Annotated in this window: 22 protein-coding genes and 2 riboswitches; of the genes, 8 read left to right on the plus strand and 14 right to left on the minus strand. The window is 42.8% G+C overall.

Annotated elements, in window-relative coordinates; all coding sequences use genetic code 11:
- Positions 1-182 precede the first annotated feature (182 nt).
- Entirely contained in the window at positions 183-1,703 is a 1,521-nt protein-coding gene (gene kinD, locus AC0DBE_RS07825; protein WP_072566188.1) for a sporulation kinase KinD, read from the plus strand.
- Positions 1,704-1,730: 27 nt separating this feature from the next.
- On the opposite strand, the gene AC0DBE_RS07830 is transcribed toward kinD, so the two are convergent.
- Entirely contained in the window at positions 1,731-2,162 is a 432-nt protein-coding gene (locus AC0DBE_RS07830) for a hypothetical protein (protein WP_014113583.1), read from the minus strand.
- Positions 2,163-2,247: 85 nt separating this feature from the next.
- Positions 2,248-2,505: an aspartyl-phosphate phosphatase Spo0E gene (spo0E, locus tag AC0DBE_RS07835; protein ID WP_003218598.1), complete on the minus strand. Its 258-nt coding sequence runs from the start codon at positions 2,503-2,505 to the stop codon at positions 2,248-2,250.
- A gap of 202 nt (positions 2,506-2,707) precedes the next feature.
- Here spo0E and AC0DBE_RS07840 point away from each other — a divergent pair, with 202 nt between their 5' ends.
- Positions 2,708-3,028, plus strand: coding sequence for a YkvA family protein (locus tag AC0DBE_RS07840; RefSeq protein WP_061187351.1), 321 nt, complete (start codon positions 2,708-2,710; stop codon positions 3,026-3,028).
- A 39-nt stretch (positions 3,029-3,067) separates the two neighbouring features.
- On the opposite strand, the gene mtnD is transcribed toward AC0DBE_RS07840, so the two are convergent.
- The 5 genes from mtnD to mtnE form a co-directional block, all read right to left on the minus strand.
- Positions 3,068-3,604 carry an acireductone dioxygenase gene (gene mtnD, locus AC0DBE_RS07845; RefSeq protein WP_072566187.1) on the minus strand — a complete coding sequence of 179 codons (537 nt, stop codon included), beginning with the start codon at positions 3,602-3,604 and terminating at the stop codon, positions 3,068-3,070.
- 14 nt (positions 3,605-3,618) lie between these two features.
- Entirely contained in the window at positions 3,619-4,248 is a 630-nt protein-coding gene (locus AC0DBE_RS07850) for a methylthioribulose 1-phosphate dehydratase (RefSeq protein WP_061187349.1), read from the minus strand.
- Positions 4,206-4,913 carry a 2-hydroxy-3-keto-5-methylthiopentenyl-1-phosphate phosphatase gene (gene mtnX, locus AC0DBE_RS07855; protein WP_014113578.1) on the minus strand — a complete coding sequence of 236 codons (708 nt, stop codon included), beginning with the start codon at positions 4,911-4,913 and terminating at the stop codon, positions 4,206-4,208. The genes AC0DBE_RS07850 and mtnX overlap by 43 nt, the downstream gene beginning before the upstream one ends.
- Positions 4,910-6,127, minus strand: coding sequence for a 2,3-diketo-5-methylthiopentyl-1-phosphate enolase (mtnW, locus tag AC0DBE_RS07860; protein WP_072566184.1), 1,218 nt, complete (start codon positions 6,125-6,127; stop codon positions 4,910-4,912). The genes mtnX and mtnW overlap by 4 nt, the downstream gene beginning before the upstream one ends.
- A gap of 83 nt (positions 6,128-6,210) precedes the next feature.
- Positions 6,211-6,311, minus strand: a riboswitch (SAM riboswitch).
- Positions 6,312-6,352: 41 nt separating this feature from the next.
- On the minus strand, positions 6,353-7,546 hold the full coding sequence (gene mtnE, locus AC0DBE_RS07865; RefSeq protein WP_472961697.1) for a methionine-glutamine aminotransferase: 1,194 nt from the start codon (positions 7,544-7,546) through the stop codon (positions 6,353-6,355).
- 94 nt (positions 7,547-7,640) lie between these two features.
- On the opposite strand from mtnE, the gene AC0DBE_RS07870 reads away from it, so the two are divergent.
- The 3 genes from AC0DBE_RS07870 (at position 7,641) to mtnA (ending at position 11,030) form a co-directional block, all read left to right on the plus strand.
- On the plus strand, positions 7,641-8,420 hold the full coding sequence (locus AC0DBE_RS07870) for a carbon-nitrogen family hydrolase (protein WP_053407020.1): 780 nt from the start codon (positions 7,641-7,643) through the stop codon (positions 8,418-8,420).
- Positions 8,421-8,503: 83 nt separating this feature from the next.
- Positions 8,504-8,658, plus strand: a riboswitch (SAM riboswitch).
- A gap of 109 nt (positions 8,659-8,767) precedes the next feature.
- Positions 8,768-9,961 carry an S-methyl-5-thioribose kinase gene (gene mtnK / locus AC0DBE_RS07875; RefSeq protein ID WP_409509652.1) on the plus strand — a complete coding sequence of 398 codons (1,194 nt, stop codon included), beginning with the start codon at positions 8,768-8,770 and terminating at the stop codon, positions 9,959-9,961.
- A gap of 7 nt (positions 9,962-9,968) precedes the next feature.
- The gene (gene mtnA, locus AC0DBE_RS07880) at positions 9,969-11,030 is read left to right on the plus strand and encodes an S-methyl-5-thioribose-1-phosphate isomerase (protein WP_072566181.1); all 1,062 of its coding nucleotides are present in this window, start codon (positions 9,969-9,971) and stop codon (positions 11,028-11,030) included.
- 33 nt (positions 11,031-11,063) lie between these two features.
- Here the strand turns inward: mtnA and AC0DBE_RS07885 are convergent, their stop codons facing one another.
- From AC0DBE_RS07885 to kinE, 3 genes are all read right to left on the minus strand, one after another.
- The gene (locus AC0DBE_RS07885) at positions 11,064-11,189 is read right to left on the minus strand and encodes a hypothetical protein (protein ID WP_003218585.1); all 126 of its coding nucleotides are present in this window, start codon (positions 11,187-11,189) and stop codon (positions 11,064-11,066) included.
- Positions 11,190-11,278: 89 nt separating this feature from the next.
- On the minus strand, positions 11,279-11,776 hold the full coding sequence (locus AC0DBE_RS07890; protein WP_072183220.1) for a methylated-DNA--[protein]-cysteine S-methyltransferase: 498 nt from the start codon (positions 11,774-11,776) through the stop codon (positions 11,279-11,281).
- Positions 11,773-13,989, minus strand: coding sequence for a sporulation two-component system sensor histidine kinase KinE (gene kinE, locus AC0DBE_RS07895; RefSeq protein WP_072566180.1), 2,217 nt, complete (start codon positions 13,987-13,989; stop codon positions 11,773-11,775). Before kinE ends, AC0DBE_RS07890 begins: the two co-directional genes overlap by 4 nt.
- Before the next feature lie 252 nt (positions 13,990-14,241).
- Between kinE and AC0DBE_RS07900 the strand changes: the two genes are divergently transcribed.
- Entirely contained in the window at positions 14,242-15,264 is a 1,023-nt protein-coding gene (locus AC0DBE_RS07900; protein ID WP_061187342.1) for an acyltransferase family protein, read from the plus strand.
- Positions 15,265-15,306: 42 nt separating this feature from the next.
- Here the strand turns inward: AC0DBE_RS07900 and AC0DBE_RS07905 are convergent, their stop codons facing one another.
- From AC0DBE_RS07905 to htpX, 4 genes are all read right to left on the minus strand, one after another.
- On the minus strand, positions 15,307-15,477 hold the full coding sequence (locus AC0DBE_RS07905) for a hypothetical protein (RefSeq protein WP_014113569.1): 171 nt from the start codon (positions 15,475-15,477) through the stop codon (positions 15,307-15,309).
- A 2-nt stretch (positions 15,478-15,479) separates the two neighbouring features.
- Positions 15,480-15,635: a hypothetical protein gene (locus tag AC0DBE_RS07910; protein WP_003232510.1), complete on the minus strand. Its 156-nt coding sequence runs from the start codon at positions 15,633-15,635 to the stop codon at positions 15,480-15,482.
- Between the two features lie 158 nt (positions 15,636-15,793).
- Positions 15,794-17,143: a TrkH family potassium uptake protein gene (locus tag AC0DBE_RS07915; protein WP_014113568.1), complete on the minus strand. Its 1,350-nt coding sequence runs from the start codon at positions 17,141-17,143 to the stop codon at positions 15,794-15,796.
- A gap of 174 nt (positions 17,144-17,317) precedes the next feature.
- Positions 17,318-18,214 carry a protease HtpX gene (htpX, locus tag AC0DBE_RS07920; RefSeq protein ID WP_061187341.1) on the minus strand — a complete coding sequence of 299 codons (897 nt, stop codon included), beginning with the start codon at positions 18,212-18,214 and terminating at the stop codon, positions 17,318-17,320.
- Between the two features lie 170 nt (positions 18,215-18,384).
- On the opposite strand from htpX, the gene htpK reads away from it, so the two are divergent.
- On the plus strand, positions 18,385-19,086 hold the full coding sequence (htpK, locus tag AC0DBE_RS07925) for a transcriptional regulator HtpK (protein ID WP_014113566.1): 702 nt from the start codon (positions 18,385-18,387) through the stop codon (positions 19,084-19,086).
- Positions 19,087-19,217: 131 nt separating this feature from the next.
- Positions 19,218-19,412: an acid-soluble spore protein SspD gene (gene sspD / locus AC0DBE_RS07930; RefSeq protein WP_003218568.1), complete on the plus strand. Its 195-nt coding sequence runs from the start codon at positions 19,218-19,220 to the stop codon at positions 19,410-19,412.
- The last annotated feature ends 7 nt before the right edge of the window (positions 19,413-19,419 follow it).

A 19,419-nucleotide genomic window follows, 5' to 3' on the forward strand; every position in this document is an offset into this window, starting at 1 on the left:
TCCTTTTAGAAACCGTTACAGAGAAACATTAATAAACAAAGACCGAAATGTCAATAAAAATCTTTCCAATATTTCTCTTCTTTTTTATATTATAAGCTGCTCAACATCTTTTTCTAATTTTTTTGGTTATTTTTTCTTATTAAAGAAGAAGAAACAATGATATAATACCTCTAATCAGGTGTATGTTGGAGCGATGCAAATTGAAAATACTAAAAGGCGCCTGCGGGAGAGTCAAACTTTATATTATACTGGTCGTGATTCCGGCAATCGTCATCAGCTTTTTCGTATATGAAAAAGAAAAAGATACTATAGCTGCAGAACATAAGCAAGAAGCGAGTGTAATGCTGAACCTTCACCGCAACAAAATCAATTATTTAATCGGAGAAACAGAGGCGAGAATGACTTCCTTGTCCATCGCCATCGACAGACCGGTTGATATAAAGAAAATGCAGTCGATTTTGGAAAAAACCTTTGATTCAGAGCCGAGATTTTCCGGTCTCTATTTTCTAAATGCCAAAGGAGACGTCACCGCAAGCACAACAGAGTTAAAAATGAAAGTAAACCTGGCCGACAGATCTTTTTTTACAAAAGCGAAGGAAACAAAAAAGACAGTCATTTCAGATAGTTATTCGAGCAGAATTACAGGCCAGCCGATTTTTACAATTTGTGTCCCTGTTTTGGACTCAAAACGAAATGTGACAAATTATCTCGTCGCAGCTATTCAAATTGATTATCTGAAAAATCTCATTAACTTACTTAGCCCTGATGTTTATATTGAAGTTGTGAATCAAGACGGAAAAATAATTTTTACGAGCGGACAGGCCTCACATGCAATAGATCAGAAACCTGTCAGCGGATATCTGGATGATATCAGCTGGAATATGAAAGTATATCCGAACCCGGTTACAATAGAAGAACTGACGAAAAGCCTTGTGCTTCCGCTTTCATGTAGTATTGTTCTGCTGAATATCCTTTTTATTCTCGTGCTGTATTATTTGCTGAAGCGGCAGACACAGCTGGAGCGCTCAGAAAATGAGGCGCAAAAATTAGAGCTGATCGGAACGCTTGCTGCCAGCACAGCCCATGAAATCCGTAACCCGCTCACCGGCATAAGCGGCTTTATTCAGCTGTTGCAAAAGAAATATAAAGGTGAAGAAGATCAGCTTTACTTCTCCATTATCGAACAAGAGATAAAGCGCATTAATCAAATTGTGAGTGAGTTTCTCGTTCTCGGCAAGCCGACAGCTGAAAAATGGGAGCTGAACTCGCTCCAGGATATTATCGGTGAAATTATGCCGATCATCTATTCTGAGGGCAACCTATACAATGTTGAAGTCGAATTACAGTATTTAACTGAGCAGCCTTTGCTCGTAAAATGCACCAAAGATCATATTAAACAAGTGATTTTAAATGTAGCAAAAAATGGCCTCGAGTCAATGCCTGAAGGAGGCAAACTGACGATCTCAGTGGGAGCTTTGGATAAAAAGGCCATTATCAAAGTTGTGGATAACGGTGAAGGGATTTCTCAGGAAATGCTGGATCATATCTTCCTTCCCTTTGTTACTTCTAAAGAAAAAGGAACCGGTCTCGGCCTTGTCGTATGTAAACGGATCGTTCTGATGTACGGTGGCTCTATTCATATCGAAAGTGAAGTGCGAAGAGGCACAGAGGTGACGATCACCCTCCCCGTATCCGCTTCATAGCCCCCCTGACCGTGTCAGGAGGGTTTTTTATCTTCGTGACCGTGGATTGCCAGTCGACTTGCTTGCTGTTCTGCCAGAAAAAAGTATTTTGATGAAGCGGAACAGCAATTTCAGAAGCAAAAAAAACATAAAGAATACTAAAAAACCCTTTAACCCTTCCGTGGCATCTAAAAACTCCATGTTCCCTCTCCCCGTCACTTTTTGCTGAATTTCAATCGCAAATACGATAACAATGATCACTGTAACGGTATAGATAAAGGACAAGGCTGTCATGCTCCATTTAGAAAGCCATGAAAACACAGCGTGAGTGACGCCGAAAAAGATTATGCCAAAAATGCCGATCACCCAAAAATGCATCTCTTTGTCGGTTAAATGAATGCCAAACATTCCGCATAATGAGATAAAAGCATCATGAAATTGATTGACCATTTCAGTAATGAGAATCGCCAGTTCTTTCATCAGTTCCCTCTTTCATATGAATTTTTCCAGAAAAAAAGAGCGCTTCTGAAAAGCTCTCTCTTTATATATGCATTTGACAGCGCCGCTATTTATTTGCATCATATGCTGGCATAACATCTCTGCGGGGCCACAAGCCTAATTTCTTTACAAGGCCTTGAATCCCTTGAGAATGTTCGTTTTCTTGCATGAGCTGGTGATATTCATTTATTAAACAATCCAGCTCCTGACTGTGTCTGATCGTGTCATGCCCTGTAAATCCCTGCTTTCTAGCGGCATCTATCATTAACTTTCTTTTTTCATCAATAGACACCAACAATCTTTCTTGTTCAGAAGAACCGCCCATTCACTTCACCCCTCGCCGCTAAGAAATAGGAAACAAGTTTGATTGGGTTATTGTGCATTATTACAGATTATACTTTATTTGTAAACATATTTTCATTAAATAAGTTATTTTTTCAGGTATAATAGATATATTGATAGGATTAGAAGAACAATACCCAGATGAAGAATATCTTAAACACACCGCCAGGCAGGAGGGATGCCCGATGAAGAAAAAGAAAGCAATGATGCTCGGAGCGGCAGGCGGAAAAGCGATGTTAAAAAGGAAAAACCGAAAAAAATGTATCCAGCACATTACTGTTTTTTTTCAAATGCTTCGCGATTGGAGAAACGGCGACTATCCACGTTCTCAGGTTAAAACACTTTTTCTTCTAACTGCTGCCATCTTATATATCGCCATGCCGCTCGATGTCATTCCAGATGTTATACTCGGTCTTGGGATCATTGACGATGCAGCTGTTTTAGGTTTGATTTGGATGCTGATTAAAAAAGAAATGTCACAATATGAAAAGTGGCGTTTGCAATAAATATAAAAAGCCCCGTTCTTCGAACGGGGCTTTTCCTGCTTATTGATTCACGCTGTCTTTTTCATAAATTGGAACCCAGCCTTCTGTTGTGACAAAGATTCTCACCGCGACAACTTTGCGATCCTCCTGAAGTGTGAAATAATGGCGGATATTTTCAGGCACGGAGATTAAATCTCCAGGGTTTAAACGGACATCAAAAAACGTGCCATCCTTGCCCTGAATGACAAAAATGCCGTGTCCGCTTACGATAAAACGGACCTCATCGTCTGTGTGGTGATGCTCTCTTTTAAAGTTCTCAAGCAGTTCATCAAGTTTCGGATTGCTGTCTGACAAAGAAATAACATCCTGTGCTTTGTAGCCTCGGCGGGCTGAGATATCTTTAATTTCAGTTTCAAAGGTATCAAGGATTTGCTGTTTATCTTCTTCTGTCAGATCATATTTCTCTGAAAGCTGTTCCGGGAGCTTCGCGATATCCCATTGCTCATAAATAACCTCTTGACTGTCCAGAAAGCTTGCTACTTCCTCTTGATTTTCAATCGTTGTATTTGCCTCATCATGAATTCGAATTGTTGCCATTTCAGTTCCTCCTTTTATTTAACCAGCTGGTGCTGGAGTGTTTTCAATTTCAAATGGTAGCTGAACAAAAATTCATATGCTTCAAGCACTCTTTTTGCTTCAAATGCTGTTCTTCCCCAAGCGGTAATACCGTGATTTCGGATCAGAACAGCTCCTGAATCTTCTGAAATCTCTTCGGCAAACAGTGCCGCGAGCGTCGGAATATGAGCCGGATTTTCAATGATCGGAATGGTCACTTCTGCATTCTCTTCCCACAGGCCGAGCGCCTTTATTATTTCCTGGCCTCTGAATGTGATTTTCTTTTGATCTCCGTATAGCTCTGAGATCACATTATTGTTTACCGTATGGACATGCAGGCAGCATCCGGCATTGGTTTTATTGTACAAATGTGTGTGCAAAAGCGTTTCCGCTGACGGTTTCAGAGAATGCCCGCTTTCGGCAGGCTCTCCATACTGATCCACCAGCAGAAAATCTTCATCCGTCTCTTTGCGTTTATCTTTTCCGCTTGCAGTGACGAGAAATGTTAAAGGCTCATCAGAAACTTTAATAGACAGATTGCCGCTAGTCGCCGGAAACCAATCTCGTTCAGCCAATTCTCGTTTTACTTCAGCGAGTTCTCTCCAGCGTTCTTGTTTTGCAGCCATTCCTGTACCTCCGTTACATTCTCAATATCTTTTCTTATCTCATAAAAATCTTGATACGGGAGATGATTCAGGTTCTGCTCCCGGCATTCGTTTAATAAATAATCCCTTGCAAAACAAAGATCAGACAGCTTTGCTGCCTCTACATCTGTAACCGAATCACCGATCATGATGATATATTGGTTCGGTTCAGCGAGTTCATGTATCACTGACGGCTTGCAGCACCCGCATTGATTGCTGCAAGTCCCTTTGCAAGAATGGGGCCAGTCAATATGAATATAGTCATTGTCAAATGAAGCATGGTTGCAATAAATATGGTCTTTCTCCACAATGCCTTCAAGCAATGGATATACAAAAAAGTCCATTCCTCCGCTTACGACATAAAACGGAATCTCATGCTCCTTGACAAACGCTACAAATTCCCGAAAGCCTTCCCTGATTTTTGCATCTTCCAATACAAATCTTGTAATCTCTTCTTTTAAACTGCTTGGCAGAAGGCCGAACATCCGTCCGACACCTTCCTTGATCGACAGCGTTTTGGACAGCACGCCGTCTTTTAATGCCGTCCACTCCGGCGGAGCAAATGTTTTCATGATGCTTATAATGTTGTCGTTCATCGTGATGGTTCCGTCAAAATCACAAATAATTAAAGGCTTTCGAGTCGTCATACAGCTTCAACCTTTCCCCATTTATCAAGGGCAAGCTTTAGATCCTTGCATTGTTCGGCTTTTTCATCAATCGGCTGGGCTTCTAAGACCGCATCAATTATGGCTCTGAACGCTTTGCCCCCGCCTTGGGCGCCGTTCGGATGTCCGTGTACGCCTCCCCCGGCGTTAATAATATGATCTATGCCGAAATCCCGCATTAAAAGCGGAACCATACCGGGATGAATGCCTGCTGACGGAACAGCAAATGTTTGGTTAAAGGCATCCTCTCTTACACATTCTTCGTGAATCGCCAGCGCATCTTCTTTTGGAAGCGCAACCGAACCGTATGGAGATGGGAAGAGACTGAAGTCAGCACCGCAATACCGGTTCAATTTTCCGAGCAAAAGAGCATGAGAAAATCCGTAGAACGGAGAAGACGTAAACGCCCCGCTGACAGCTGGATGTGCCATAATCGGGATTGCGATTTCGGGATCTTCCGCTAGGCTTTGCATGACGTCCAAGCCGTAAGCGAAGACATTAAACAAAAGCGCATCTGCTCCTAATTCGGCAGCGCGTCTCGCTTTGTCTTTCAGATCAGCCGTACGTCCAGTCAAATTGACCGCATACAGCGTTTTATGCCCGGTTTGCTCATACGTTTCTTTCAATATTTGCTTTCCTTCTGTAATTCTTGTTTCAAAAGGCGCCAGACCTGTCTCAAAGAAAATTTCATCGTCCTTAATCAAATCAACTCCGCCAAGCGCCTGCTGCCTGAGCTGTTCTTTAATATCACTCAGGTCCCTTCCGATAACCCCTTTAAAAATGCTCATTAACAGCGGTCTCTCAAACTCTCCCAGCAGCTTCCGGATGCCGTATACGCCAAACTTCGGTCCCGGCAGCGTGCGCTTAAATGCTTCAGAGAAGTGAAGATCGAGTAATTTGATTTTTCCGTCCAGCGACAGCTTGCCAAACACTGTTGTCAGCAAAGCCGGAATATCCTGAGAGAAATTGATTTCAGGATAGGCAATTGTGATCACCGCTTGTTTCCCTGATGCAGGAGTTCCCTCTCTTTCCTCGACCTTTATCACCCGCCCCTTGTGCTTTTGCATTTGCTCCTGTTTTACAAGGGGCAGATCTGTCCATGAGCCTACTGTCAATCCTGTTGCGATTTGTTCTGCTTTTTTCTCTGTATCGGCTCCCGGTTCGGTCAGGAGATATGTTGCTAATAACTCACTCATGCCAGAGCTCCTTTCATTTCATCCATATAAAAAAACCTCTTCAAACAGCAATCGCGTCTAAAGAGGTTTCGTTTCTCGTCCGAATCTTATCTCTCAGCCGCCAGCTGCAAGAATTAGCACCGTGCTTTATAAGTCGGTTGCCGGGCTTCATCGGGCTCGTCCCTCTGCCTGCTCTTGATAAGAAAATATAGATTTTATAAATTATTTTGAATTATCCCATCGTTATCAGATCTTGTCAATGCTTTTTTGGGTAAACAGGTTCAGTTTCCCAATTCGATAAGCGGCTTCTTTGAGTCTTTCTTCACTTGTCAGCAGTCCGACTCTGACATAGCCCTCGCCATATTCACCGAAGCCGTTTCCAGCCGCAACCGCCACATTCGCTTTTTCCAGCAAAAGGTCTGAGAACTGCTCGGAAGTATAGCCTTCAGGCACAGGCAGCCAGGCAAAAAATGAACCTGCCGGAGCTGTCACATCCCAGCCGATTTCCCGGCATGCCGCAATCCAAGCGTTTCGCCTGCTCTCATATCGGGCATTTTGCTCCGCCACACACGTCTGATCAGCTAGCAGTGCTTCCGCTGCAGCCTCCTGAGTCGCTCTGAAAAGACTGACAAACATATGGTCTTGATAAAGATTGATCGCTTCAATGACCGAAGCGTTTCCGACAGCAAAGCCGACCCGCCACCCTGCCATGTTATACGTTTTTGACAGCGTATAAATTTCAATTCCGATATCCTTCGCACCTTCAGTCTGCAAAAAGCTTAACGGCTTGCAGCCGTCAAATCCTACAGCGCCGTAAGCAAAATCATGAACGACACAGATCCCGTTTTCTTTCGCAAAACTCACTGTTTCTTCAAAAAACTCGGAGGTAGCAACAGCTCCCGTCGGATTATTCGGATAATTCAAATACATCAATTTCGCCTGTTCCCTTACTTCAGCCGCGATGCTGCTGTAATCAGGAAGAAACGCCCTGTCCTTTACGAGCGGCATCATTTCCATATTCGCTTTCGCGAGTGTGACACCTGACCAGTAATCAGGATAGCCCGGATCCGGAACTAAAATCGTATCACCCGGATTCAACAAGCATTGCGGGAGCTCGACCAGACCGGCTTTCCCGCCGAATAATACAGCGACTTCAGTTTCCGCGTCAAGATCGATACCGTATTCTCGTTTATAAAATGCTGCAGCGGCTGATTTCAGACTGTATGAGCCGCGAAAAGACGAGTATTTATGATTTTCAGGATCCGCAACGGCTCGTTTCATTTCCTCGACGATATGTTCCGGAGTCGGCTGATCCGGATTTCCCTGTCCGAGATTGATGACGTCGTGTCCTTCTGCGAGCTTTCGGTTCACTTTCTGCACCAGAGAAGCGAAGAATTGTTTAGGCAATTCTTTCAATACATGAGACTGTTCAAATTTCATCTATTCTCACCTTCTAAAAAAATCTTGAAATGATAGTCCATCATCATATATGGTTAAATGAAAAAAGTAAAGAAAAATTTGGGGTGTTAAAAAGATGAAATGGACGATATCTTGTCTTCAATTTGATATTTCATACGGTAAACCTTCGGAAAATATAAAAAAGGCTGAATTTTTGATTGAAAAAGAAAGCAAACATGCTGATGTTCTTGTTCTTCCTGAATTATGGACAACTGGATATGACTTGGCCAACCTTGATAAGCTCGCTGATGAAGACGGGCATTCTGCTCAGAGCTGGCTGAAGAAAACAGCAAAAAAACATGGCGTTCATATTGTCGCCGGATCGGTCGCAGTCAGAAATGATTCTGATGTTTATAATACAATGTACATCGCGGATAAGGAAGGACAAATCATTAAAGAGTATCGAAAAGCCCATCTTTTTCAGCTGATGGATGAGCATGTGTATTTATCAGCCGGTTCCGAAGACGGATACTTTGAGCTTGATGGCGTCAAAAGCTCAGGACTGATCTGTTACGATATCCGTTTTCCGGAGTGGATCAGAAAACATACGATAAAAGGTGCCAACGTACTGTTTATTTCTGCGGAATGGCCTCTTCCCCGCCTTGATCATTGGAAAAGTCTGCTTATTGCCCGAGCCATTGAAAATCAATGCTTTGTCGCTGCCTGCAATTGTACCGGTTCAAATCCAGATAATGAATTTGCCGGGCATAGCCTGATTATTGATCCATGGGGGCGTGTACTTGCTGAAGGCGGCCGGGAAGAAGGCATTGTCCGAGCTGAAATCGACCTTAAGGAAAGCGTTAAGGTACGAGAGAGCATTCCTGTTTTCGATGATATCAGAAAAGATTTATATTAAAAAATATATTGACAACTTGATAAAACACCTGTTACTATGTTCATCAACTGATAAATTAGAATTGTTTAACAAGTGAATATATTCTCTTATCGAGAGTTGGGCGAGGGATTTGGCCTTTTGACCCCAACAGCAACCGACCGTAATTCCATTGCGAAATGGGGCGCATCTTTTTCGCGCCGAGACGCTCGTCTCTAAGGCACGGTGCTAATTCCATCAGATCTGATCTGAGAGATAAGAGAGGCGGACATACATGTTAAGCCTCCTTCTCTCTGAGAAGGAGGCTTTTTTACGGCCATACCATACAGCTGCAAACATATCAAGAGATTACATAATTGGAGGTTATGACAATGGCAGTCACAAAAACACCTTTATACGAAACGTTAAATGAAAGCTCCGCTGTGGCGTTGGCGGTGAAGCTTGGCTTATTTCCAAGCAAAAGCACGCTGACATGCCAGGAGATCGGCGACGGCAACTTAAATTACGTTTTTCATATTTATGATCAAGAACATGATAGAGCTTTGATCATTAAACAGGCGGTTCCTTATGCAAAAGTCGTCGGAGAAAGCTGGCCGCTGACAATCGATCGCGCAAGAATCGAAAGCAGCGCTCTCATCCGACAGGGCGAGCATGTCCCTCATCTCGTTCCAAGAGTGTTTTATTCTGATACAGAAATGGCGGTTACCGTCATGGAGGATCTCTCTCACCTGAAAATCGTAAGAAAAGGACTCATTGAGGGTGAACATTATCCGCATCTGTCACAGCACATCGGTGAATTTTTAGGAAAGACCCTTTTCTATTCATCAGATTACGCGCTTGAACCCAAGGTAAAAAAACAGCTTGTTAAACAGTTTACAAATCCGGAGCTGTGCGACATTACGGAAAGACTTGTCTTTACAGACCCTTTCTTTGACCATGACACAAATGATTTTGAAGAAGAGCTTCGTCCTTTTGTCGAGAAGCTTTGGAATAATGACAACGTCAAAATCGAAGCCGCTAAGCTGAAAAAGTCGTTTTTAACATCGGCAGAAACGCTGATTCATGGTGATCTGCACACAGGAAGCATTTTTGCCAGCGAACATGAAACAAAGGTGATTGATCCTGAATTTGCTTTTTACGGACCGATCGGCTTTGATGTAGGCCAATTTATTGCCAACTTATTTTTGAACGCACTCGGCCGTGACGGGGCTGACAGAGAGCCGTTATATCACCATGTCAAACAGGTCTGGGAAACATTTCAAAAGACATTCACTGAAGCGTGGGAAAAGGACAGTCTGGAGGTTTACGCCAAAATCGACGGGTACCTTACTGATACGCTCAGTCATATTTTTGAAGAGGCGATTGGGTTTGCGGGCTGCGAGCTGATCCGCCGCGCGATCGGCCTTGCCCATGTGGCTGATCTGGATACAATCGTGCCGTTTGATAAACGAATCGGCAGAAAACGGCTGGCGCTCGAAACAGGCACAGCCTTTATCGAAAAACGCTCGGAATTCAAAACGATAACGGATGTTATTGAATTATTTCAGTTACTTGTAAAGGAATGATCCATTCATGACCCATTCATTTGCTGTTCCCCGTTCTGTTGAATGGAAGGAAACAGCCATTACCATTTTAAATCAGCAAAAGCTTCCTGACGTGACAGAATATTTGGAGCTGACGACGAAAGAGGATGTATTTGACGCCATCGTCACGCTCAAAGTAAGAGGCGCCCCGGCCATCGGCATTACGGCTGCCTTCGGACTTGCGCTTGCTGCAAAAGACATTGAAACAGATGATGTCACCGAATTCCGCCGCAGACTGGAAGATATCAAACAATATTTAAACAGCTCACGGCCTACCGCCATTAATTTATCTTGGGCGCTTGAGAGACTGAGTCGTTCAATCGAAAACGCCATTTCCGTAAATGAAGCAAAAACAAACCTTGTCCATGAAGCGATTCAGATTCAGGTCGAGGATGAGGAGACGTGCCGGATGATCGGCCAAAACGCCTTGCAGCTTTTCAAAAAAGGCGACCGGATTATGACGATCTGCAATGCCGGCTCTATCGCGACAAGCCGCTATGGAACGGCGCTCGCTCCATTTTACTTGGCCAAACAAAAGGATTTGGGACTGCATATTTATGCCTGTGAAACAAGGCCTGTCCTTCAAGGTTCACGCCTGACTGCGTGGGAGCTGATGCAGGGAGGCATTGATGTCACTCTGATCACAGACAGCATGGCCGCCCATACGATGAAGGAAAAACAAATTTCCGCTGTCATCGTCGGAGCCGATCGAATTGCAAAGAACGGTGATACGGCAAATAAAATCGGAACATACGGTCTCGCGATTTTAGCAAACGCCTTTGATATACCGTTTTTTGTCGCCGCACCTTTATCTACATTTGATCCAAAAGTGAAATGCGGCGCTGATATCCCGATAGAGGAACGGGATCCTGAGGAAGTAAGACAGATTTCCGGAGTCCGGACCGCTCCATCCGATGTGCCTGTCTTTAATCCCGCTTTTGACATTACACCTCATGACCTCATTTCAGGAATCATCACAGAAAAAGGGATTATGACCGGTAACTACGAAGAAGATATTGAACAGCTGTTTAGAGGCGAAAAGGTTCATTAAAAAACCGCTGGACTTTGCTCATTTCGGGCCGAGTCAGCGGTTTTTTTGTTTGTTTTTATTGATATTGATGATTTCATCTTTTTGAGCGCTTGATAGGATATGCAGTTTCACAAACAGTTTGGCAAAAACGGCTATTTTCTCAGAGCGGCTCGGCTTCAATTGCTTTGTCCTCCTTTTTCATCAGACCAACTTTTTTAACTTAATAAAATGATATGTCGGCCGTGAAAAAAGGGAACGTGCCATATGTTTTATTTTTCTTTATAGGAGATTTGCTCGATGTTCAGCAAAAATGCTTTGATATCGGTTTTGCTCCCGGCGTACCCCGTTAACGCGCTGTTTTTGCCGATCACTCTGTGGCACGGGACAAAAATAGGCAAGTCGTTACGTTTATTAGCCTGTCCGACTGCGCGCACCGCTTTCGGACTGCCGACCGCAGCGGCAATGTCAGCATAGCTTCGGGATTCTCCGTATGGTATCATCGCCAGCGCCTCCCACACTTTTTGCTGAAAAGGAGTGCCTTTTTGGCTCAGCGGCAGTGAGAATGTTTTTCTTTCGCCGGCGAAATATTCATGAAGCTGTTTTTTCGCTTCTGCCAGATAAGGTGTTTCCTTGTGCTCTGTATTCTGAACGGTTTCTTTCCAATCCATCCAATCTTCCTGACTGAGAAATAGACGGGTGATTTGGCCATCCTCTTCGGCAATTATGAGTTCCCCGAGCGGCGTTTCCGCTGTTGTGTAGTAGTTCATTCATCAATCCTTCTTTCTTCAGCATTCTGTCTGACGGGAAGCGTGAGGTGGAAAACGGTGCCCTTCCCTTCTTCACTTTCTACCATGATTTCGCCTTGATGTTCTTCAATAATTTTATAGCTTACCATAAGCCCAAGTCCAGTTCCCCGTTCCTTTGTCGTATAAAACGGTTCACCAAGGCGCTTTAATTTATCTTCTGTCATTCCGATTCCCTCGTCTTTTAAGGAGATGAGAACATGATCTTGATCCAGTGTCCTTATCGTCACAAAAATATTTCCGCCGTCAGGCATCACTTCGATGGCATTTTTTAATATATTGATAAATACCTGTTTCAGCTGATTCGGTTCACAGTAGATCGGGGGAATGTCGTCCATTAAATCAAGATGCATTTGTACGTTGCTTAAATTAGCTTGCGCGTTTAGAAGGTCTATGGTGTCTCTCATAATTTGGGTAACATGTTTTTCTTCATACATAATGGCCTGGGGCTTGGCTAAAATCAAGAATTCGGTGATGATGGATTCGATGCGCTTTAGTTCTGAGGTGATCACGTTGAAGTAAAGGGCGTAGTCTCCCTCTACACTTCCTTTCAGGAGCTGAATGAAGCCTTTAAGAGCTGTCATCGGATTTCTGATTTCATGAGCGATGCCGGCAGCGAGTTCGCCGACAACATGAAGGGTATCTGACTTGCGCAGGCGTTCCTCCAGTTCTTTTCGCTCCGTTACGTCTTTAAAGATAGCCAGGTTCATATTTTGAATAATATTTCGTTTAAATGAGAATTCCAGTTTTCTGTTGTTACTGCTGCTCAGCAAAAATGGAATTTCGTTGTCCATTTCATCAAAATTAATCTGCCTTGCCGGTGATGCAAGATTTTCTATTTCATACGAAGAAATAATATCTAACAGGCTGTGCTGTTTAATCTCTTCATGTGACAGGCCTAAAATATGGCTTGCTAACGGGTTGGCGTCGATGATCCTGTATTGATTGTCGAACAATACATTGCCGTCCATTGAGCCGTTGAACACTTTTCTGAATTTCAGCTCACTTTCTCGAAGCTCCTTTTCCATCCGCTTTCTATCACTGACATTTCTTAAAATCGTCAAGTGCTGGTTCTCTAATATTGTCCGCTTTGAAGTGAATTCAAGTTCTTTGAACTGGCCATTCCCCATTTGAAACAGCAGCTCTTCTCTGATCTCTCCGTATTTTGCGTATTTCCTCTTCGTTATGCTGTATTTCTGCTGCGAGTCAACGAGAAAATCACACAGCCTTCGTTTCAACAGCAAATTCATCGGCAGCTCAAAGATTTTACAGGCTGACTGATTCGCCTTCACGATTCTTCCGTCATTCGACCAGATAATAATAGCGTCCATCGCATTTTCAAATATTTCTCTGAAGCGCTCCTCACTTTTAAAGAGCTGAAGCTCCATAGACCGCTTCTCTGTGATATCCCTCATAATGGACATATAAAACCCGCTGATGATGTTTGATGTAATCGTGAATTCAAATAGCTTTTGAACTCCTGAACGAAGCTTGACGGGCAGCTCCCCCTTTGCTTTTCCCTTGCGGTTGAGCATCTTCCAGATATTATCAAAATCTTTTCGTGAGCCGCTGTCTATGAACTCATACAACGATAAATGAGACAGCTCATTTTGATTGATTTCAAAGCTTTTACAGAAGGACAAATTGGCATCAATAAAACCGCCATCTTTATCAAAAAGGACGATTCCGTCAACAGCTCTGTCAAACAAGTCCTTAAAAAGCTGTTCATTCATAGAGAATTCCCGCTCCAGAATTTTCTTTGAAGATATGTCTCTCATGACAACAAAAAAGAAATCCTCGCCAATCCCTCTTTTGGCCAGAAACTCTATGTATTTTGTCGCCCCGCCATCAAGCCTGATCGGGACCTCCTTCCATAGGAAACCTTTTTTAAAAAACTTCTTTACGGCAAGATTCAGTTCATCCTTTGGGATTGAAAACAAAAAATCCAAAACGGAACGCTTTTTCAAATCTTCCGAATCAACTTGAAGCATCCTCTCTGTTGCTTCATTCGCCTGAACGATTCGCATTTCATTATCACATATAAAAATAGCATCGAGCGTATTGTTAACAATCACTTGATGCTGATTCAATTCCTTTTTCAGCCGGGCATTTTCTTCTTTGAGCCGCTTCAGTTCTTCCCGTAGCTCCGAATTTGTCTGGACACCAAGAGTTTCCATGCGTGTACACTCCTTCTTCAAAACCTATCCCTCAATATTTCTACAAAATGCGGTAACTTCCTTCATTTGCCCTATAAATTTCAGAAAATTTCAGCGCGATTACATAACGAAGACATTTTCTACGATCCTTACCGCCACTTTACATCGTCCTAACAATCAGCCATTTTTTCAATTCCTTTTTCATCTTTTATTTTAAAATATATACCAGCAGGGAATAATCTCTTAGTGACTGATTAAAGAGAAGGTGATGCTATGAGTAAATCGCGGGACAGTTATTTCGATAATGCAAAATTCTTATTGATATTCCTTGTTGTATTCGGTCATATTCTTCGTTCCTTTATTAATGATAACAACTTTATGCTCTACCTCTACAAGTTCATTTACACATTCCACATGCCTGCCTTTATTCTCGTATCCGGTTATTTCGCAAAAGGCTTTAAACGCGCTGGATATGTGAAAAAGCTGGCGGTCAAGCTGATTATTCCGTATTTGATTTTCCAAATCATCTATTCTGTCTTCTACTACATTATGCAAGACGAAAGCATGGCAAATGTGAATCCGATTGATCCGCAATGGTCGTTATGGTTTCTCGTAAGCTTATTTTTTTGGAACCTGCTGCTTTATCCTTTTTCAAAGCTTTCAAAGCGGTGGGCGCTGTTTGTCAGCTGCGGAATTGCCGTGCTGATCGGCTATTTAGACTTTGTCAGCAGCACGCTGAGCCTGTCGCGGACATTTGTATTCTTACCGATGTTCCTTGTCGGGTTTTATTTAAATAAACATCATTTTGATTTATTGAGATCAAAACGAGGCAAACAAATTGCGATCGGGGTACTTGCCGCCGTATTCGTCATCTGCTGGGGCATCGACTTTGACTATTCTTTTCTGTTTGGTTCAAAACCGTATTCTTCATTTGGAGACGTTACCTTGGCAAGCGGACTTTCCCGAATCGGCTGGTATGTACTCGCCTTTGCGGCGACCTTCAGCTTTTTAGCGCTCGTTCCGCAAAAACGGTTCTTCTTTACGAAATGGGGAACCCGGACATTTTACGTGTATTTGCTTCATGGGTTTATTATTAAAACGCTGAGACAGGCCGGGCTTGAGGATTCGCTTACTGACTATCAGAGCTTAGTGATTCTCTTACTTTTAACAGCAGCCCTGACATCAGTACTCTCCAGCAATTTTGTTAAGACAGTTGCTCAGCCCTTCATTGAGCTGAGAATGACCAGCTTATTGCAATTTGTCAGAGGAACGGGCAAAAATGCTTATTTAAAATAGAAAAGCACCTCTTAAGCGGGACGCCGCCTAAGAGGTCTTTTTTTATTTTTGTTTTTTCTCTTTTTTCTTTTTAGGCTTTGTGACTTCTAGCGTTTCGATGATCTTGCCGGCATTGTAATCCCCAAGTTCACTTGAGAATTCTTCCTCCAGCACTTTCTTATTCATAGGCTTTTTATGATTTTGCATATCTCTGCTATGACGGTTTTTCTTCAAAATCACATGCCTCCTTGCTGACCCTGTTTGGAATTGCGGTTTGCACCCCTAAAATTCGGGTCGTCATGATACTGTGTCTTATAAGAATTTGGGTCCATGCTCTCAGTAGGTGTATTGTTATTTTTAATGGCTTCATTCACTTCAGCTTTTCGCTTCATCCGAATCCTCCTCGCCAGTTTTTCAAACATTTTATTTCACTTAAAGATGCAGGAGCGTTAAAAACTGCATCTGTTGATGTTAGGTTCTCCAACTGAAACGGCGCCACACATCTTTTTTTTGGCAATCAAAAAACACCGCAAAACATGCGGTGTTTTTTCTATCCGATAATCACTCGCTCCTTCGGATAATGATAATTCGCTTCAATTTCCTTTCTTCCGATCAGATACAGGAAGGTCAGGATACCGATTCGCCCGATAAACATGACAATCATAATGACACATTTTCCAACGTTGCTTAAATCAGCAGTAATTCCAAGTGACAGACCGGTTGTGCCGAATGCCGAGCACACTTCAAACAAAAGCTCCAGCAGGGAGTGCTTTTCTGTAATCGTAAGAATGAGTGTCGAGCCAAAAACGAGCAGAATCGCCATCATTGTGACAACAAGCGACTTCATGAGATCAGCAGGATGCAGCTCCCGTTTGAATACCTTGACTGACTTATTGCCGCGGGCAAAATGAAACAGCGCAAGAAGGTTCAGAGCGAAAGTCGTTGTCCGTATGCCTCCCCCTACTGAACTTGGCGACGCTCCGATAAACATCAGCGCACTCATAAAAAGCAAAGTGGGGTCAGTCAGCTGGCTTATATCAATCGTAGCAAGCCCTCCGCTCCTTGTTGTGGTTGATTGGAATAGAGAAAGGAATAAAATATCATGCCACGATTTACCTGCAAACAAATGATTTGCTTCAAGCACATAGATCCCTATAGAGCCAAACAAAACAAGTAAGCCAAACATAATGGTTGTAATTTTTGTAAATAAGCTAAACGGATATCTTCGGTTTTTTGAAAACAAAAAGTCTTTCACTTCCACTAGAACAGGAAAACCAATGGCTCCGAAAACAATCAATAACAGTGTTATAAATTGCACAAAATAATCATGCCGAAATGGAACCAGAGAGCTTCCTGTTATATCAAAACCGGCATTTGTGGTTGCACTGACACTCGCAAAAAAACCATGTAAGTAAGCATCTTGAATGGAATCGTAGTAGGTTAAAAAATATGTCCCAAGAATCATGCCGCCAAAGAACTCAATCCATAATATGAGAAAGAGAATCTGTTTCATGAGATTAACGATCCCAGAAAATTGTGATTGGTTTTGATCGATCATCATTAATTTCCGTTCTTTTAAACCTATTCTTTTGCCCATTAGCAGCCAAACAGAAGTGCCTAATGTCATAATGCCAATTCCGCCAAACTGCAGAACAAACGCAAGAATAACAATTCCTATTGTGTTAAATGTATCAGCAGTATTCACAACAGAAAGACCCGTCACGCTCACGGCACTGACTGCTGTAAACAAGGCATCGATAAAAGACCACTCTGCTCCTTGTTTATGGGCAACAGGAAGACTTAATAAAATAACTGCAACCGTCACCGCAAGAAAATAATATACAGCAATCAGCTGGGCCGGCGACAATGCCTGTATCAATTTTCCAAACTTTAATTTCATGTAAAATCCTTCTGCCTCTCTTTTTAAGTACGGTAATTATTCTAAAGATATTGGACCCATTTTTAAAGGCTTTTACGAAACATTTTCTTAACTTGCTTATTTTTTTATTATTTTAGTCAAAGGATAAAATAAAAAACCTCTGAGAGATTCTCTCAGAGGAACAATGTGTTTGTATTATTTAGCTTCTAACCGTCTGATTCGCTCATCTAAATCAGGGTGAGTTGAGAAAAGCGAAGAACGCTTCTTGCCATTAATCTTTAATGTTTGGACAGCTGTCTGATCGTCTTCCATAATGCGGGAAGAGTAGCTCTTAAGCGTCCGAAGCGCATGAATCATCTTATCCTTGCCGGCAAGATCCGCTCCTCCCCTGTCAGCATGAAATTCGCGATGGCGTGAGTACGCAAACACAACCAGGCTGCCGAGAATGGAAAAGATAATCTGAAAGACAATCATTGCAATAAAATGAACGATCGGCGCAAGATCTTCCTTGACAAAACGGCTCGCAATCCATGCTGCGATACGCGATAAAAAGACGACAAAGGTATTGACGATACCTTGCAAAAGCGTCATTGTTACCATATCACCATTAGCGATATGCGCGACTTCGTGGGCAAGCACACCTTCAACTGCGGCATCATCCATTTGCTCCAGCAGCCCTGACGACACTGCCACAAGGGAACGGCGTTTTGACGGCCCAGTCGCAAACGCGTTCACTTCAGGTGAACGGTAAATTCCGACTTCCGGCATTTTCGTTAAACCGGCAGAGCGGCTTAATCGGTGAACACGGTCAACCAATTGCTGTTCCTCATAGCTGAGCGTGTGTTTTTTCGGATTCAGCACTCTGACACCCATCATCGTCTTTGCCATCCATCTGGACATCGCAAGAGACATGAAGGAACCGACAAAACCAACGACTAAACTGAATACAAGGAGCGCAATTGGGTCGATACCGCCATCAGCTGTAAAGTACGTCCCGACTCCGGTAACCGAGCTTAAAACAGACAAAACGATCCCGATTGTTGTAAGCACCAAAATATTCGTTAAAATAAACAGAAAAATTCTTTTCGCCATGACAACCTCCGTTATTTTAAGTTCAAAAGAACCCGTATACTTAAATTATAAATCATCCGTTTGAAAATGCAAGGAATTCGACGTATGATGTTAATGTAATTGCTGACGCTTCAATTTTAAACTCATACATAGACTTATATCCGCGTCAAATTGTTTTAAAGAGGTGAACAATGAACATTTTTAAACTCACTCGAACCGATATGGTGCGGCTGCTCTATTCCCTAAAAGGGAAAGGAGAAATAAGCCCGCTCGACATTCTCATCCAATCAGCGAACATGTCAGCAGAAAAAGCAGCCAATCATCTTGAAATTCCTGAATTTCTTACAAGATACGAACGAAAAAAGCAGAGAAAAGAATACGGTCTCTCTACAAACGAAATCGTAGAGCTTGGCAACCTATGTGAGCTGACTTCGTTAAAGTCAACTGCAATTCAAAACTGGGTAAAGCGTGATATTAAGGATTTGATCGGACACCCTGAGCTGGGCAAAAAATACTCAGTTGAACAGGCAGTCATTCTTTTAATTGTACGTGATTTAAAATCCATTTATGACTTTGAACACATACGGGCTATTTTAAAAGTGGCCTTTAACACAATCTCAGACAGATCCGATGATGTCATCAGCCCGATTGCTTATTATGAAAGCTGTGCATATGTGCTTGATGCCGTTCATCACCAAGACACGCCTTCTATGAAAGAATCGAATCTGCAGGAGATCGTCGAACAGGAGACAGAGCGTCTCCGCCACCGTTTTGAAGAACTGAATGACAGCCAATGGCTTAAAATCAGACAGATTATCGCCATTACAGTCCTCTCCATTTTGACGTTCCATATTCAGGCAACCGCACATAAAATGACAGCAGACATTATATAGTCTGCGTCACCCCCGGCTTAGAGGCCGGGGGTTTCTTATTCTCCACAACAATTGCCAGCATAAATAACCCCCGTACATTTCAAACTAAGTACGCGTTAAGAATTTCTTTATAGAAAAAGGAGATGAAAAAGATGGCGAGCAGAAATAAACTCGTTGTTCCAGGGGTGGAGCAGGCACTAGACCAATTTAAACTCGAAGTGGCTCAAGAATTCGGTGTGAACCTTGGTTCTGATACAGTCGCACGCGCTAACGGCTCTGTAGGCGGGGAAATGACAAAGCGGCTGGTGCAGCAAGCACAATCACAATTAAATGGCACAACTAAATAAATTCAGG

Source organism: Bacillus sp. VA15 (assembly GCF_055721145.1).